This is a genomic window from Stenotrophomonas sp. KH_036_B (genome assembly GCF_057839485.1).
The window spans coordinates 406,341-421,431 of record NZ_CM174491.1; the positions used below are offsets into that span (position 1 = coordinate 406,341).

A 15,091-nucleotide genomic window follows, 5' to 3' on the forward strand; every position below is an offset into this window, starting at 1 on the left:
TTCACATTCATGCTTGCCAAGCTGCTCTTGCCGTCCAGCCTACTGTTGATCTCAAGCTTCTGCGCTTCTGCGGATGAGCGGGTATCCGTCGGACGCTGCTACGCGATTCCGGATACGGACGCTGGGCGCTCGCCGACCCTGGTCTGCAAGGCGATGTTTCCAGAGCTGTGGAGTGAGCCGAGCGCCGCTGAGCGAAATGTGGAGCTGACAGGCTATGTGGCTGTCGTCGACGATCGGCCCTACCTCTTCGCATCAAGGGACCTCTACTTCTATTCTGGCGGCGCAGGTGGCGTTGCGCTGGACCTGCCGGCGCCTGAGAGGGATAGGTTCACTCGTATGATCCAGAAGGACGGCATCGTTACCGTCGCCGGACGCTACTACGCAGGCAGTCGCTGGGGTGGAGCTGATTCGATTGGAACGCTTGAGGTGATTGGACGACACTACTGGATGCAGGAGCGGCCTGGCGGCCCACCTCTCTTGCCTGAGTAGTTACCTTTCCACACCCAGCACGAATGGAGGGCAATGATCAGTGTGCAAGGCAGAAGGAAAGCCCGTGGATGCAATTGCACGTGAGATATGCCTGCTTGCCCGCAGCGCGACATTGGTTGAGGCGCTGGAGGCTCAGTCCTTGTTGCGGAAGGTTGCGGGCATCCATGGAGCGGATTGGGTTGCCTATCGATGGTGGGAGTATTTATCGGTCAGCAGTAGCCTTGCCTACGGTCAGGACTTGGAGGTCTGGAAGCAAGGGATTACCGATCTTCTCGATGGCATGGGGCAGGGAGCGGTGTATGTCGCTGTAACCGACGATGAAGGTGCGCCTTGGCCGGTCGTCCGGATTGAGGAGCCAGCGTGCATAGTGGGGGTGCTGCAGGACATGCAGTTCTTTGAGTACTTCGTCTTCTCTGTGGATTGCTCGAGGATCTTCTTCGACACCCACCACAATGCCCTTGTAGCCTCCTTTCGATGAAGTGGCCAACTGATCCGGTCGTCCGTGAGACCGTCGTCGTGCGTAGCATTCGCGGCAAAACGCTCCGTTGTTGTTTGGACTGCATAACCTCTGGCTTGGTTGCGGTCGCGGTTGTAGATAGAAACGCAGGTGTCTTGTGGTAAAGCCAATGAATCCCCAAAAGTGGGGAGTCGGCAGCGTATTCGTCATTCCGCTGATGGACGGGTAGGGCTCCATCGCCAAGGTTGTTGTGCGGGAGCGCCAGATCCTCAACAGTGTCACTGTTGCGATCTTCGATGCCCGGCAGGATTGTTCGGTAGACGAGGTTCCGGCGTTGCGTGCCGAAGATATTTTTTTCGTTGCTTCTGGTGACAAAGGATTTGCTCGACTCCGGTCGATGGAAGGTGATTCCCGGGCCGGGTCGCAATCAAGTTGGTGAGGCGAATCCATATGAGAATTTGCGATCAAAAGGATTCATCGGTGCCAAGGTTCGTGGATAGGCGCTTGTTGAAGAGTTCATCAATGCTTTCTACGGCTTGGCCTATTGGGACGATAGGTATGTTGCTGACTATCTCGATGGATACTTGATTGGGCCAGAGAAAAAGCCATCCGCGCGCTTGAAGTTCTGCGGACGGTATGAGACTTCGTGATGAAGGAGCCCAACTAGGACAGAAGGATGAGCGGCTTTCGCTTGGTTCCGGCGGCCTGCAAGATGTCGACGTCACCCTCTAGGTCCGCGCCATCTGCCGCTGTCCGGTGATAATGCACCCGTCCCAGGAGAACCCCATGAGCTCAACCACCCCCCAACAGCAGCCCCGCCTGGGCTGTGGTGGCGTCATCCAGCGCGCCGACGGCGCCGTGCTGCTGGTCAAGCGCGGCCGTCAGCCCGAGCAGGGCCACTGGGGCCTGCCCGGCGGCAAGGTCGACTTCATGGAGAAGGTCGAAGACGCGGTGGTGCGGGAGGTGCTGGAAGAGACCGGGCTGCAGGTAAGCATTGAACGCCTGCTCTGCGTGGTGGATCACTTCGAGCCCGCCTTGCAGCAGCACTGGGTGGCGCCGGTCTATCTGGTGCACGCACCGGACGACGCACAGGCGACGCTGCTGGAGCCGGAAGCCATCCTCGCGCTGGACTGGTTCCTGCCAGACGCGCTGCCCGCACCGCTCACTGTCTCCGCCACCAAGGGACTGGCGCGGCTTTCAGCCCCGCGCTGATCCACACCCGTCAGCGGCGCGCCGCCGCGCCGTCGCCACGCGCCACCGCTTCCACTTCCTCGCGGCTGGTGCACGCCGCATCGCCGGGCGTGGACATGGCCAACGCGCCATGCGCCGCGCCCAGCTCCACGGCGGCCTGTTCGCCCAGGCCTTCCAGCAGCGCATGCACCACGCCGGCCACGAACGCATCGCCACCACCCACGCGGTCCAGCAGGTCCACTTCGCGCGCGGCGGAAACGAACAGCGCGTCGCGGTTGCGCAGCGCACCGGCCCAGCCGTTGCGTGCCGCGTTGCTGGCATCGCGCAGGGTGAAGGCCACCGCCTGCAGGTTCGGGAAGCGCTCCAACGCGCGAAGCGCGGCGGCATCGGCCGGGCCCACATCCATCGGCGTTTCGCGACGGCCCAGGTCGGCCAGGTCCATGCCCAGGCACGCGGCAAAGGAATACTCATCGCCAATGAGCAGGTCGCACTCGGCGGCGATCGCGCAGTTCGCGTGCCGCGCCGCGTCCGGGTCCGGGTGGCTGTTCCACAGGCTGGCGCGGTAATTGAGGTCGTAGGACACCGCCACGCCGTGGCGGCGGGCGGCCTGCACGGCAGCAATGGCGGTCTCCGCGCTGTGTTCGGACAACGCCGCGAAGATGCCGCCGGTGTGCAGCCAGCGCACCCCGTGCACCCCGAACAACGCCTCCCAGTCGTACTCATTGGCCCGTAGCTGCGACGCGGCCGAGTACGCCCGGTCGGACACCCCCAACGGCGCACGAACCCCGAAGCCACGCTCGGTGAAGTTCAACCCCATGCGCGTGTTGCGGCCGATGCCGTCGTAGTCGCGCCACACGATCTGGCCGGTATCCACGCCACCGGCCTGGATCAGCTGCTGGGCCAGCAGGCCCAGCTCGTTGCGCGGCAGCGCCGTCAGCACCGCCGTGGCATGGCCGAACGTGCTGCTCAGCCCGCGCGCCACGTTGTACTCGCCGCCGCCTTCCCAGACCTGGAACTGGCGCGCGTTGCGCACGCGGCCTTCGCCGGGGTCGAAGCGCAGCATCACTTCACCGAGCGCCATCGCCGCCCAGCGCGGGTTTGCGTGCGCGGCCAACTGGAAGTGCTGCGTGCTCATCGTGCGCTGCAGCCGAGCAGGGCGAGGTCCACGCCGTCGGCCATGCGCCGGTAACCTTCGTCGTTGGGGTGCAGGAAATCGCGGGTGATCACCTCGGGCAGGAACTCCGGCTTGGCCGGGTCACGCAGGATCTGGTCGAAGTCGATCAGCGCATCGAAGCCGCTGCGACCGCCGCGCATCCAGGTATTGAGGGTGGTGCGGGTCGCGGCGGACACCGGCTCGTAGCGGTCCGAGCCACCGAACGGGGTGATCGTCGCGGCAATCGCGCGGATGCCGTTGCTGTGCAGTCGCTCGGCCACCTGGCGGTAGCCCAGCACCATGTCGTCGGCGTTGCGGCCCGCCACCGGCGGCGTACCTCCGTCGTGGCGGATATCGTTGATGCCTTCAAACAGAATGACGCGGCTGACATTCGGCAATGCGATCACGTCGCGGTCCAGCCGCGCCAGCGCGCTGTGGCTGCGGCCATGATCCATTACCTTGTTGCCGCTGATGCCGGCGTTGACCAGCACCACCTGGTCCGGGCAGGCCTGCTGCAGGCGGGCCGACAACAGCGCAGGCCAGTCGCCATTGCTGCCGCGGGTGGCGGTGGCGCCTTCGGTGATCGAGTCGCCCAGGGCAACCACCACGACCGGCTTGCTGCTGCGCTCGGCCAGCACCGCCGACACCACGTTCTGCCGGTAGGCCAGCTTGACCTTGTCGCCCACCTCGGCCTGGCGGCCGTCGGCGATGCGCAGCGCGGTGCGCCGCACGGCCGGCTGGGTGGGTTCGGGGAAATATACGGTGAGCGAAACATCGGCCAGCGCCGGCACCGTCATCGGCACCGGGTCGCTGAGCAGCGCGGCGCCCACCGGCACCACGACCTCGCTGCGGCCATTGAAGGTCACCAGCTTGGCCGGTGTGGCCGTGCCGGTGCGCTGTGCGGTGGCGCCGCCGATATGCAGCGGCGCAACCCCGAGTTCATTGCTGATGCGGAAGCGCAGCGCCGTGGCCGAGCTGGCCAGGCGCATGTCCTGGCGCACCGTCTGGTGCGCGAACTGCACCGGGGCCTCGGGCGTGCCGTCCTGGCGGTCCGGCGCGGGTGACGCCGTCCAGGCCGGCACCCAGACCTGGGCCTGGGCGGGCAGCGCCGCGGCGCTGGTGGCAAGTGCAATCGAAAGTGCAGTGATCCAGCGCAGCATGGCAGCCCTCCCAGGCGGTCAGCGGGTCAATCAGGAGAAGTAGGTGCCGCCGTTGACGTCGACGTTGGCACCGGTGATGAAGCCGGCGGCGTCCGAGGCCAGGTACACCGCTGTATCGGCGGCTTCCTGCGGGCGGCCCTGGCGGCGCAGCGGCGTATTGCCAGCTACGGCGGTACGCACTTCGGGCTTGGTGAACTCGTCATGGAAGCGGGTGGCGATCATGCCGCAGCACAGCGCGTTGACGCGGATGCCGCGTGGGCCCAGTTCCTTGGCCATGGCACGGGTGAAGGTCATCACGGCCGCCTTGGCGGTGGCGTAGATCGATGCGCCCGGGCCACCGCCATCGCGGCCGGCCTGCGAGGCGAAGTTCACGATCGCGCCGCCTTCGGGCATGTGCGGCACCACCGCATGCGTGGTCAGGTAGACCGAGCTCATGTTGAGGTCCATGACCTGGTGGAAGAACGCCGGGTCGATATCGGCCAGCGGGCGGCGCTGCACCATGCCGCCGGCCACGTTCACCAGCACGTCGATCTGCGGGCCGAACGCGGCCTGGGTGGCGGCGACCATGCCGGCCACGGCCTGCGCATCGGTCACGTCGGCGCGGTGCACGATGGCGGTGCCGCCGGCGGCCTGCACCTGCTGCAGGGTGTCCTGCGCGCTGGCTTCGTCGTTGGCGTAGTTGATGCACACCTTGGCGCCGGCCGCGGCCAGCTTGAGCGAGATCTCACGGCCGATATCGCGGCCGCCACCGGTGACGATCGCCACCTTGTCCTTGAACTGATTCATTTGGTACTCCAGTGATGCGAGGGGGAAAAAGAAAACGTCAGCGGGAAGGCGGCGCGTCGACCTTCTCGACACGTCCGGTCACCAGCCACAGGGCGAGCAGGGAGGCGGGCACCAGCGCCGCCACCAGGATGAAAATGGGTGCGTAGGAGTCGCGGGTCATCACCGGCACCAGCCACGTGGTGATCAGCGTGCCGGCCACCGCGGCCATGCCGCCCAGGCCGGCCAGCGAACCGACGGACTTGCCGTTGAAGATGTCGCCGGGCAGGGTCTGGATGTTGCCGATGGCGATCTGGAAGCCGAACAGCACGAACGCAATCGTCACCACCGCCCACACCGGGTCGGTGGCCAGCACCGCGCCCAGCAGCGCCGGCGCCATGATCGCGCCGCCCAGGGTGATCACCCATTTGCGGGCGCGGTCCACGCTCCAGCCCGCGCCGATCAGCCGGCCGGACAACCAGCCGCCACCCAGGCTGCCGATCATCGCGCCTACATACGGCACCCAGGCGAAGATGCCGATCTGCTTGATGTCGAAACCGAAGGTGTCGGCCAGGTAGATCGGCAGCCACGACACGAACAGCCACCAGATCGGGTCGATGAAGAAGCGTGTCGCCAGGATGCCCCACGTCTGCCGGTGGCCCAGCAGTTGGCGCACGTTGGGTGCGTATTCGACCTTGGGCACCGCAGGCTGTTCGGTGGGCGCGTCGAGGATCAACGCGCGCTCGGCGGCGCTCACCCACGGGTGCTTGTCCGGTCCGGCGCGGTAGATGATCAGCCAGGGCAGCAGCCACACGAAGCCGATCGCACCAATCAGGATGAAGGTGCCACGCCAGCCCAGCCACAGGAACAGCACCGCGATCAGCGGCGCCGAGATGATCGCGCCGATGGAGGCGCCGGCATTGAACACGCCCTGCGCCAGCGCCCGCTCACGCGCGGGGAACCATTCGGCATTGGCCTTCACCGCGCCGGGCCACGCGCCCGCCTCGCTGATGCCCAGCATCGCGCGCACGATGCTGAAGGACAGGATCGAGTGGGTGACCGAATGCAGCGCGATGGAGATCGACCACACCGCAATGGAGAGCGCGAAGCCGAGCCGGGTGCCGATGATGTCGAACAGCCGGCCGAACACGAACTGGCCGGCGGCGTAGAACAGCATGAACACCGTCACCAGCAGTGCGTAGTCTTCCTTGGTGGCGCCCACGTCCTTGGAGATCTCCGGCCACATCACCGCCAGTGCGTTGCGGTCGATGTAGTTGATCACCGTGGCCACTGCGATCAGGGCCACGATCAGCCAGCGAACGTAGGAACGGGTACGGGTGGACACGTTCATTTGCCGCCCTTGCCGCTGGCGGTATCGAAGCGCTTCCAGCCGCCGGTCCAGTTCCAGCGCTGGCCGTCGGCGCTGACCTCATGGCTGCCGCCCCTGGACGGGTCATCGGCAATGCCCAGCGCCACGCGCTGGCCGCCGGCCAGGTTCAGCACCAGCACGCTGGCGTCCTTGCCGCGGTAGTGCGCGATGCGGTCGATGCGGCTGTTGGCCCCGCGCACGGTTTCAGCGGTGCCGTCGTACTGGCCATGCGGCTCCAGCACGCCGTAGAAGGTGGTGCTGGCCTGCCCGTCCACGCGCTGCAGCAGCATCGGCTCGCGGCGCAGGTTGAACGAGGGATCGTTCGCGCCGCTCTCACCGATCAGGGCCCGCGACGGTGCGGTACTGGCGAAGCGGTAGGTGTAGAAGCGCCCATCCAGCAACCAGGTCAGGCTGCGCGCTTCGGTGCCCGGTTCGCTCGATGCATCCACCCACACATGCTGGTAGCCGTTGGCCTTGCCCAGCACCGGGCGGGTGGTCACCGCGGACTGCGCCTTGAAGCCCACATCCATGATGTGGCCGCTGAAGTGTAGCGGCAGGTCGTAGCGCGCCGGCTTGCTGCCGTCCACGCGCAGCAGGTCCAGCACCACCGGCTGGCCCAGCGACGGGTGCGAGAGCAGCGCCTGGGTGCGGGTGAAGGTCACCCCGTCGTACGCACCGTCCATGCGCGCCGAGGCGATCTGGGTGTCGTCGGTGACCGCGAACAGCAGCGGGGCCGGCGCCAGCGGCTGGCCCTTCTTCCAGTCGCCGCCGAAGTGGCTCTGCTCGTTCACCACCAGCGTGTTGTGCGCCAGCGTCTGCCGCGCCCAGCTGTTGTTCTCGGGCAGGTAGATGCCGCCGGCCTTCGCCTCGATGTTGAGGAAGCGGGCCGCGCCGTAATCGGTCACCACGCGCTGGCCGTTGTCGTAGAACAGCCAGTTGAGCTTGTCGAAGTGGCCGTGGCCCATGCCCTGCTTGGTGTTCTTCATCACCAGTGCCTGGCCGTCCTCGCCGCCCATGCGCAGGATCGCCAGCGCCCCTTCAGTGCCGTCCGGACCGTCGCGCAGCACCGTGGGCACGAAGGCGAACGGCTTGGCCTTGCCGTCGGCCAGTGCCTTGGCCACCTGCAGGCCTTCGGGCGAGAGCAGCACGCGTTTCTGCTGCTTGGCGACCGAGAGCAGGCGCGCGTCGCCGGTGCTGGCGTAGGCGATATCGATGCCCGCCACCAGCTCTTCGGTATCCAGGCCCTTGTCCAGGATCGCGTCGTTGATGGGAATGAAGTAGCCGCCGTAGCTGCTCTGCACCAGTGCATCCACCGCCTTGAGCAGCACCCCGTCGCGGCGCTTGAAGATGCCGCGCTGCGGGTCGTTGCGCTCCACCGCGTTGGCGAACAGGATGAACGGCGCCAGCGCGTAGCGCTGGTAGTAGGGGCCCTCTTCGTAATAGCCGTCCGGCGAGAACAGCTGGTCCACCTGCTTGAGGAAGCCGGCGCTGCCATCGCGCTTGCTGCCCATCAACGCCTGTTCCACCAGTACCGGGTCGCGCAGCACGTACCCGGTCATGCCGGTGGCCGCGACCGCCCAGGTGGCGTGGTTGTGGATCTTGTCGAAGTTCTCCGGCGTGCCGCTCAGGAACTGCGCCATGGGCCGGAACACGTTGTCGTCGATGGTGCGGCGCTCGTCGGCAGTGAGACTGTCGCGGATCGCGTCGTAGCCCTGCACCGCATTGACCAGCCACACCGAATCATTGAGCGTCTGCCAGAACAGGCGGCCGGGAATCTGCCCGCGGCCCTGCGGGTGCGCGCCCAGCCCCGGGTAGAGTTTGGCGTAGCCGAGCAGCAGGTCGCGGGCGAAGGTGGCGTAGGCCTTGTCGCCGGTGAGGCGGTACAGCGCGCCGGCGGCCTGGATGGCCTGGTAATTGCGCTTGTGCTGTTCATGGGTGTAACCACCCCCCTTGTCCTTGGGCACCGGCACGTCGATGCCGGCCTTCATCATCGCGCGCACCATCTTTTCGGCGCGCGCCTGTTCCTTGGCAAACATCGGGTAGGTCGCGCCATCGCGGCGCATCTGTTCCCACTGCGCGGCGGTGACCAGCACCGGTGCGCTGCCCGCTTCGCTGCTGCGCGCTGCCGCGCTCGGTGCCTGGGCGTGGGCGGCGGGAAGCGCGGCGGCGCTGAAGGTGGCCGCCAGCAGCAGCATCAGGGGCGTGGAACGCGTCATGGCAGGGTCTCGGCTGGGGTATCGGACTGCAGTGCCGCAGTAGCGGTGAAGGTGTTGCCGCGCAGGTGCAGCTGCGGCTCGCCGGTTTCATGGCTGAAGCGCACGCGGCCACTGCGGTTCCAGTGGGTGCGCTCCAGGCTGGCCAGCTGCACGCCGTGCAGGCGCAGGCTGGCATCGCCCTTCGCGCCCACCTCGTCCAGGGTGCTGCCGCGCAGGTGCAGCGCGGGCCCGAACGTGCTCTCGTCGGTGCCACCCCGGTACAGGTCCACCACTGCGCCGCCAATGCGGCTGAAGCGCGAATCCAGGATGTCCACCACTTCCGCGTTGTAGGTGCCCAGGTCGTCGGTCTCGGCGGACGCGTTGATCACGCTGCCGCTGATGTCGCTCACCTGCACCTGTTGCAGGCGGATCGACCGCGCGAAGGTGCCCTTGCCGGTGTTGATCACATCGAAGGCCTTGTTGCTGGTCAACCCGTGAATGTGGCTGTGGGTGATGTCCAATGTGTAGTTGAATGCCTGACTGCCGGGCGGTACGCGCACCACGGCATTGCCCGCCATATCCGGCGCCAAGCTGCCATCGATGTCCAGCCGGGTAAGCCGCAGTGCACCGCCGGCGCGCAGCTCGAACAGCGACGGGCCGCTGAAGCGCACACGGGCGGTGCCGTGCATCGGGCCCTCCACGCTGAGCGGGTGGGCGAGGGCGAGCACCTGGTTGACGCGGTAGTCGCCTGCCTTGAGCTGCAGGATGTCCCCCGGCGCGGTGTCGGCCACGGCGCGGGTGAGGGTGTCTTCGCCCGCCGCGACGGTGTGGCGGGCGCCGCTGTCCACGGCCACCTGTGTGTGCTGCTTGGGATACCAGTCCACGCCCACCTGTTCGCGTGGGATCGGCGCCAGGTCACGCGGCGCGCCGACCTCGGTACCGGCCGGCGGATACAGCAGGCCGTTGGCCGCACGCTGCAGGGTGAGGGCACGGCTGCTGACCCCGCCCGGGAAGCCCGGCGATGCCGTGGGGCTCTGCACGTTGCCGCCGAAGGTGATGCCGGACAGGTCGCCCTGCACGCGCAGCGGGTCGTCGCTGCCATCGCCCACGAACAGGTTGCGGCTGATCCTGCTGCGCACCGGCATGGCATTGCGTTCGTCGTCCAGCCCGGCACCGAGGAACAGGTGGCCCACCTGCACGAAGCTGTTGCTGCGGATCTGTGCGTTGTCCACCTGCTCGTAGCGGTTCAACGGTGCGTCGCGGGTGCCGGCCATGACCGCCAGCGCCGAGGCGAAGCCATCGCCCACCACGCCCTCGAAATAATTGTCTCGCACGATCTGGTCGCGGTTGATCACGCGTACGCCGCCGGTATGCGCCTTGCCGTCACCCAGGAACACGTTGCGCTCCACTATGTTGCCGTGGCCGTGGCGCAGCACCAGCGAGCCGCGCGACTGCTTGAACACGTTGCCGCGGTAAAGGTTGCCGCCGGACTTGTTGGAAACGATCTCCACTTCGCCGTCGCAGTGTTCGAACCAGTTGTTCTCCACCACCGTGTTGGACGCCGACTGCGAGTCGTGGCTGGTGCCGACGCGGATCGTCTCGCCGCCATTGCTGCCCAGGTTGGGGCGCGGCCCGAACCAGTTGTGGTCGATGCGGTGGCGGTTGTCCAGCCCGCTGGTGGCGTTGCGCACCACCACCAGGGTGGTGCCGGCGTTGGTCTTGCCCACCAGCTGGTTGTGGTCGAAGCGGTTGTACGCGCCGTACATCCCTACCCAGTTGTCGGACTGGGCGCGGTCGGGCTTGTTGTAGCCGTCGATGACAATGCCGGTCACCCGGCTGTGCTCGGCCCACTCGCTGGAGGAGCGGCGGAAGCTCACCACCTCCCCGCCCGGCGCCCAGCCGTCCCGGAACACCAGGTTGGACACCTCGAGGTAGGCCCCGGCCAGCCGCAGCTGCGACTGCCCGCTCAGGATCACCTTGCCCGGGGTCTGGGCCGTCAGTCGAATTGGTTGACCAATTTTGCCGGTCCCCGTCAGCAGCAGATCCACATCGCGCCAGGTCCCGTCGGCCAGGATGACCGTGTCACCCGGTTTCAGCGCGTTGGCAGCCGCAGCGTACCCGGCCGCGTCATGCACCAGGTACTCGGCCGACCACGCAACCCCCGGCGCGGGCAGCAGTGCGAGAATGGCAGCGACGGTTCCGAAGCGTCCGCCCGTACGGCCCATCGGCGCCTCAACGCATGGACCCCACCAACGCCGCCGGTTCACCGCCCCACAAACACCAACATCTTGTTGCTGTGCCACAGGCTAACCCTCCCAGATCACCGTAGACCTCAACGCGAGCCCGGATGGTAACAGCCCCAACCGCAACGACGTCAACCACAATCGCATACCACTTTCGGTGTAGGTGGTCTGCCGTTTGCGCATATATCTGCTGCATCCGCACATAAAAGTGGTCCTGAGTGGGCTGGGTGGATCACCGGGGTAGACTTTAGTACCAATTCATTGACATTGGTCTTTGAACCGTGAATCTTCCGGATCGAATCCGTGTAGTCGGACGATCCATCCTGGGAGGGAGATCACGATGTTGCATGACCGCCGTACGGCCTCGCCACGAGGCTTTCGCCACACCGCGCTGCACAGCGCGCTGTTCTACGCCCTGTGTGCCACTGCCGCCGTTCCGCTGGCCCACGCACAGGACGCCGATGTTCCGGCCAGCGCACCCGCGCAGGCCACCACGCTCGACCAGGTCCAGGTGACCGGGACGCGCGGCACCATCCAGACCTCGATCGACAAGAAGCGCGAGGAGACCGTGGTCTCCGATGTGTTGTCGGCCGAAGACATCGGCGACCTGCCGGCGCTGTCGATCGGCGAAGCCATCGAAACCATCACCGGCGCGTCCACCCATCGCGAGAAGGGCGGTGCGTCGGAAATCTCGATCCGCGGCCTGGGCCCGTTCCTGGGCTCGTCCACCTTCAACGGGCGCGAGGCCACCAACGGCAGCGGCGACCGCTCGGTCAACTTCAACCAGTTCCCGTCGGAACTGATCAACACCGTGGCGATCTACAAGACCCAGCGCGCCGACTTCGTCGAAGGCGGCGTGGCCGGTACGGTCAACATGGAAACCGTCAAACCGCTGGAGTACGGCAAGCGCACCATCCAGCTGGACGGGCGTGGCACCTGGCAGGAATACGACGATCGCCTGAAGGATGGCGACGGCGTGGGCTGGCGCGGTACCGCCAGCTACATCGACCAGTTCGAGTTCAGCAACGGCGGCAAGCTCGGCGTTTCCGTCGGCCTGCAGGCGCTCGAGGGCAGCAACCCGGAAGAGATGTTCTCCAGCAGTACCACCTGGGCGGCCTGCGACGGTCGCGAAGTGGTCGGCGCCACCCGCAACTGCACCCCGGTCAACGGCAACGACGTGGCCAACGGCGTGCCGTACTACCTGGCACCGGGCAGCCGGCTGTACCGCCAGTTCATTGAACACGACAAGCGCGATTCGCAGTTCGGCGCGCTGCAGTGGCGGCCCAACGACGCGGTGGAAGTGAACCTGGACTACCAGCACTCCAAGCGTGATTACACCGAAGACCGCTCGGACCTGACGTTGTCGTCGATGATGCGCAACCTCAACAACCGCGTGGTCACCGACGACGGCGCGCTGATCAGCCACACCGGCAGCAGCACCATCGATTCCACCGGCAACTTCCTGGAGCGCAACGAGGAATACACCGGCGGCGGGTTGAACCTGATCGTGCGGCCCAGCCCGGCGTGGATGCTCTCCACGGACCTGTCCTACTCCAACACCCAGCGTTCGCAGATCGAACGCTCCACCCGCCTGCGCGCCGGCCGTACCGACGTCAACGGCAGGCCGGTGGCGGGCATCAAGAACACCCGCTATGTCGACTACACCTACGACTACAGCGGTGATGTGCCCAGCATCTACCTGGATCCGGCGTTCGATGTGAACAACCCGGACAACTTCACCGACTCGGCGCTGATCCGCCGACGCCAGCAGGACCGCGAGCACACCATCCGTGCCGGTCGCTTCGACGCGGCATTCACCCCGGAAAGTGGCTTCTTCACCGCACTGAAGGGCGGCCTGCGCCGTTCCGAGGCAACCTACACCGACTTCACCGACACCGTGGACGTCACCACCACGAACGTTGCCGCGATCCGCGCCGCCAACCAGGCCTGCCGCCAGGCGTTCCCGCAGGACGATTTCCTGGCCAATGCCAGCGGCAACACCATCGACCAGTGGGCCACCTTCGACAGCCGTTGCCTGTTCAAGGCCTTCACCGGCGCGGACGACACCGGCCTGAGCGCGGACCTGCGCGACCCGGCCAACAACGATGTGACCGAGAAAACCAGCGCCATCTACCTGATGGGTGACTACAGCAGCGAATGGTTCGGCGTGCCGGTCACCGGCAACATCGGCGTGCGCTGGGTGCACACCGACGTGCGCTCGATGGGCCTGCGCAGCGGGCTGGATGTGGTCAACAACCCCGACGGCACCGTCACCTTGCGGCCCAATGGAGATTTCACCCAGCAGGTGCTCAAGTCCAGCAACAACGAATGGCTGCCCAGCTTCAATGCCGCCTTCGAACTGCGCCCGGACCTGCTCCTGCGCGTGGCCGCTTACCGCGCCATGTCGCGCCCGGACCTGGCCGCGCTCGGCTACGGCCGCAGCTTCAACCTGGATGAAGTGGACACCGAGTTCGACAGCGTTGCCGACGCGCTGGGCAACATCACCGCCACCGGCAACCCGCGCGCCACCCCGCTGATGTCCTGGAACGCCGACGTGTCGCTGGAGTGGTACGCCAACGCCGATTCCATGCTCTCCACCGCGGTGTACTACAAACAGTTCAACGGCGGCTCGGTGCCGGTGGTGGTAGGTGAAAACTTCGACATCGACGGTGAGAGCGTCACCGTACCGGTGGAGCAGCTGGCCACCAGCGACCAGAAAAGCGACCTGATCGGTTTCGAGCTGACCGGCTCGCACAGCTTCTCCTACCTGCCCGGCATCTTCTCCGGGCTGGGCGTGAAGGCCAGCTACAACTACGCCCATTCCAACTTCAAGACCGAAGATCTGCGCCTGGGCGAGTCCACCGACCCGGCCACCGGCATCGTCACCCCCGGCATCGTGGAGCCGGCCAACATCTTCGGCCTGTCCAAACACGTGGCCTCGGCGCAGGTGTACTGGGGCCTGGGCAAGCTGGACCTGCAGGCCATCTACAAGTACCGCTCCGACTACTACCAGCAGTTTGTCGGCGACCCGGCGCAGAACCGCTATGTCCGCGACAATGGCTCGCTGGACTTCCGCGCCACCTACAAGGTGAACAACCACCTGTCGGTGTCGCTGTCGGCCAGCAACCTCACCGACGAGCCGCGGGTGTCGGATATGCCCATCCTGGGCAGCTTCCGCGAGTACACCACCTACGGGCGGCGCTATTATCTGGGGGTGCGCTACCGCTTCTGAGGCAGGCGGCGCGGCTTCCGGGCCGCGCCGCGCCGTACTCCCCCGGCGCGGGTCGCGTGTCGGTTCCCAGCCACCGTACAGCCAGGCCTTGATGATGTCCGAACCCCGCCTCTACCAGTCCATTGCCGCTGAAATCGTCGCGCTGATCGAGAAGGGCGAATTCCCGCCCGGCTCGCGCCTGCCCGGCGAACGCGACCTGGCCGAACGGCTGGGGGTGAGCCGGGTCACCGTGCGCGAAGCGGAAATCGCCCTGGAGGCGCAGGGCCTGATCACCATCAAGACCGGCTCAGGCGTCTACGTGAAGGCGCGGCCCGCGGCGGCACCCGGCGCATTGCCGGATGTCTCGGCGTTCGACCTCACTGCCGCGCGCGCGGTGATCGAGGCCGAAGCGGCGGCCATGGCGGCCAGCCGCATCACCGACGCCGAAGTGAAGACGCTGGAAGGCCTGATCGCGGCGATGACCGACCCGGCATCGCCCGAGGCAGCCGCCAGCGAGGCCGACCGCCAGTTCCACCTGGCCATTGCGCGCATTGCCGGCAACCCGGTGGTGGAGCACTGCGTGCAATTGATCTGGCGCATGCGCAACGAGCTGCCACGGGTGCGCCAGGTGTACGCCAACGTGTGCCACAACGACAACGACACCCGCAACGACGAACACACCGCGATCCTGGACGCCCTGCGCCAGCGCGACCCGGGCGCGGCCCGCGCGGCCATGCGCAATCATTTCCAGCGGCTGTTCGAATCGATGCTGGAAGCCACCGAGAACGAGGCGCTGGCGGAGATCCGCCGGCGCACCCAGCAGGACCGCGAACGGTTCCTGGCCGCTACCGCGCGCTGACC

General features: G+C 66.6%; 11 protein-coding genes. 5 read left to right on the plus strand and 6 right to left on the minus strand.

What is annotated here, in order from left to right:
* The first annotated feature begins 9 nt into the window (after positions 1-9).
* The 3 genes from AC3ITN_RS01765 (at position 10) to AC3ITN_RS01775 (ending at position 2,158) form a co-directional block, all read left to right on the plus strand.
* Positions 10-489 carry a hypothetical protein gene (locus tag AC3ITN_RS01765; RefSeq protein ID WP_489391867.1) on the plus strand — a complete coding sequence of 160 codons (480 nt, stop codon included), beginning with the start codon at positions 10-12 and terminating at the stop codon, positions 487-489.
* Between the two features lie 64 nt (positions 490-553).
* Complete coding sequence (locus AC3ITN_RS01770) at positions 554-967, plus strand: hypothetical protein (protein WP_313347362.1); 414 nt, start codon at positions 554-556, stop codon at positions 965-967.
* 741 nt (positions 968-1,708) lie between these two features.
* Complete coding sequence (locus AC3ITN_RS01775) at positions 1,709-2,158, plus strand: NUDIX domain-containing protein (RefSeq protein ID WP_489391868.1); 450 nt, start codon at positions 1,709-1,711, stop codon at positions 2,156-2,158.
* A gap of 10 nt (positions 2,159-2,168) precedes the next feature.
* Here the strand turns inward: AC3ITN_RS01775 and AC3ITN_RS01780 are convergent, their stop codons facing one another.
* Genes AC3ITN_RS01780 through AC3ITN_RS01805 form a run of 6 tightly spaced genes read right to left on the minus strand, consistent with a single transcriptional unit; the run spans position 2,169 to position 11,001 of the window.
* On the minus strand, positions 2,169-3,272 hold the full coding sequence (locus AC3ITN_RS01780; protein ID WP_489391869.1) for a sugar kinase: 1,104 nt from the start codon (positions 3,270-3,272) through the stop codon (positions 2,169-2,171).
* On the minus strand, positions 3,269-4,450 hold the full coding sequence (locus AC3ITN_RS01785) for a GDSL-type esterase/lipase family protein (RefSeq protein ID WP_489391870.1): 1,182 nt from the start codon (positions 4,448-4,450) through the stop codon (positions 3,269-3,271). Before AC3ITN_RS01785 ends, AC3ITN_RS01780 begins: the two co-directional genes overlap by 4 nt.
* A 30-nt stretch (positions 4,451-4,480) precedes the next feature.
* Positions 4,481-5,236, minus strand: a complete 756-nt coding sequence (locus AC3ITN_RS01790) for an SDR family NAD(P)-dependent oxidoreductase (RefSeq protein ID WP_489391871.1) — start codon at positions 5,234-5,236, stop codon at positions 4,481-4,483.
* Positions 5,237-5,273: 37 nt separating this feature from the next.
* The gene (locus tag AC3ITN_RS01795) at positions 5,274-6,563 is read right to left on the minus strand and encodes an MFS transporter (protein WP_489391872.1); all 1,290 of its coding nucleotides are present in this window, start codon (positions 6,561-6,563) and stop codon (positions 5,274-5,276) included.
* Entirely contained in the window at positions 6,560-8,797 is a 2,238-nt protein-coding gene (locus AC3ITN_RS01800; RefSeq protein ID WP_489391873.1) for an oligoalginate lyase, read from the minus strand. The genes AC3ITN_RS01795 and AC3ITN_RS01800 overlap by 4 nt, the downstream gene beginning before the upstream one ends.
* On the minus strand, positions 8,794-11,001 hold the full coding sequence (locus tag AC3ITN_RS01805) for a polysaccharide lyase 6 family protein (RefSeq protein WP_489391874.1): 2,208 nt from the start codon (positions 10,999-11,001) through the stop codon (positions 8,794-8,796). The genes AC3ITN_RS01800 and AC3ITN_RS01805 overlap by 4 nt, the downstream gene beginning before the upstream one ends.
* A 358-nt stretch (positions 11,002-11,359) precedes the next feature.
* On the opposite strand from AC3ITN_RS01805, the gene AC3ITN_RS01810 reads away from it, so the two are divergent.
* Positions 11,360-14,251, plus strand: coding sequence for a TonB-dependent receptor (locus AC3ITN_RS01810; RefSeq protein WP_489391875.1), 2,892 nt, complete (start codon positions 11,360-11,362; stop codon positions 14,249-14,251).
* 94 nt (positions 14,252-14,345) lie between these two features.
* Positions 14,346-15,089, plus strand: coding sequence for a FadR/GntR family transcriptional regulator (locus tag AC3ITN_RS01815; protein WP_489391876.1), 744 nt, complete (start codon positions 14,346-14,348; stop codon positions 15,087-15,089).
* The last annotated feature ends 2 nt before the right edge of the window (positions 15,090-15,091 follow it).

Excerpts from the sequence above, each read along its gene's own strand:
- AC3ITN_RS01810 (WP_489391875.1), top strand. The coding sequence starts at position 11,360 with ATGTTGCATGACCGCCGTACGGCCTCGCCACGAGGCTTTCGCCACACC.
- AC3ITN_RS01765 (WP_489391867.1), top strand. The coding sequence starts at position 10 with ATGCTTGCCAAGCTGCTCTTGCCGTCCAGCCTACTGTTGATCTCAAGC.
- AC3ITN_RS01785 (WP_489391870.1), bottom strand. The coding sequence starts at position 4,450 with ATGCTGCGCTGGATCACTGCACTTTCGATTGCACTTGCCACCAGCGCC.
- AC3ITN_RS01790 (WP_489391871.1), bottom strand. The coding sequence starts at position 5,236 with ATGAATCAGTTCAAGGACAAGGTGGCGATCGTCACCGGTGGCGGCCGC.
- AC3ITN_RS01795 (WP_489391872.1), bottom strand. The coding sequence starts at position 6,563 with ATGAACGTGTCCACCCGTACCCGTTCCTACGTTCGCTGGCTGATCGTG.
- AC3ITN_RS01800 (WP_489391873.1), bottom strand. The coding sequence starts at position 8,797 with ATGACGCGTTCCACGCCCCTGATGCTGCTGCTGGCGGCCACCTTCAGC.
- AC3ITN_RS01805 (WP_489391874.1), bottom strand. The coding sequence starts at position 11,001 with ATGGGCCGTACGGGCGGACGCTTCGGAACCGTCGCTGCCATTCTCGCA.
- AC3ITN_RS01815 (WP_489391876.1), top strand. The coding sequence starts at position 14,346 with ATGTCCGAACCCCGCCTCTACCAGTCCATTGCCGCTGAAATCGTCGCG.
- AC3ITN_RS01775 (WP_489391868.1), top strand. The coding sequence starts at position 1,709 with ATGCACCCGTCCCAGGAGAACCCCATGAGCTCAACCACCCCCCAACAG.
- AC3ITN_RS01780 (WP_489391869.1), bottom strand. The coding sequence starts at position 3,272 with ATGAGCACGCAGCACTTCCAGTTGGCCGCGCACGCAAACCCGCGCTGG.